The organism is Pseudomonas edaphica, assembly GCF_005863185.1.
In the GTDB taxonomy this organism is placed as follows: domain Bacteria; phylum Pseudomonadota; class Gammaproteobacteria; order Pseudomonadales; family Pseudomonadaceae; genus Aquipseudomonas; species Aquipseudomonas edaphica.
The window spans coordinates 1-628 of sequence record NZ_VBVZ01001117.1 but is presented as its reverse complement, the minus strand read 5'-3'; the positions used below and the strand labels follow the sequence as shown (position 1 = coordinate 628).

Sequence of the window (628 nt, the reverse complement as noted above, 5' to 3'; positions counted from 1 at the left end):
CACCTCTTTTTCAACTTCCTTTTGGCTTCGATGAACTGAAGCAACTTGCTGCCGAAAACTTCGTAACTCGTTGTTTACCAAGGAGTTTTCCGTTTCGACTGCGCCGGAAGTGGGGCGAATTATAGACTTCTAGAGTCTGCCGTCAACACTTAATTTAGCGCCTCTATCAATAAGTTAGAATTGATCAAAAAACAACCAGACCAACGCTCTTTGATCAAACTACTTATATAGAAGAGCAGCTTCAGATAACGCCCGCAGCCTTCAGCGCAGCCACATTCGCCGAATCCAGACCCAACACCCCCTGCAGCACCTGCACCGTATGCTCGCCCAATAGAGGAGGCGCATTACGATATTCCACCGGTGTCTTGGACAACCGCATCGGACTGGCGACCTGAGGCACCATCCCCGCCAATGCATGCGGCAACGCCATCGCCAACCCACGCGCCTTGACCTGCGGGTCGGCAAACACCTGCGCCAGATCATTGATCGGCCCACACGGCACGCCTACTTGCTCCAACTGCGACACCCACTCAGCCGTCGTCTTGAACACTGTGGCCTGGCGAATCAGCGGAATCAGCTCCGCACGGTTAGCCACCCGCACCTTGTTAGTCACGAAGCGCGGATCATC

1 protein-coding gene is annotated in these 628 nt (G+C 54.0%); it reads right to left on the bottom strand.

Going from position 1 to position 628, the window contains the following annotated elements:
* Window positions 1–241 precede the first annotated feature (241 nt).
* On the bottom strand, window positions 242–628 hold a 387-nt coding region (locus tag FEM54_RS33605), incomplete at its 5' end, for a CoA transferase (protein WP_138454403.1).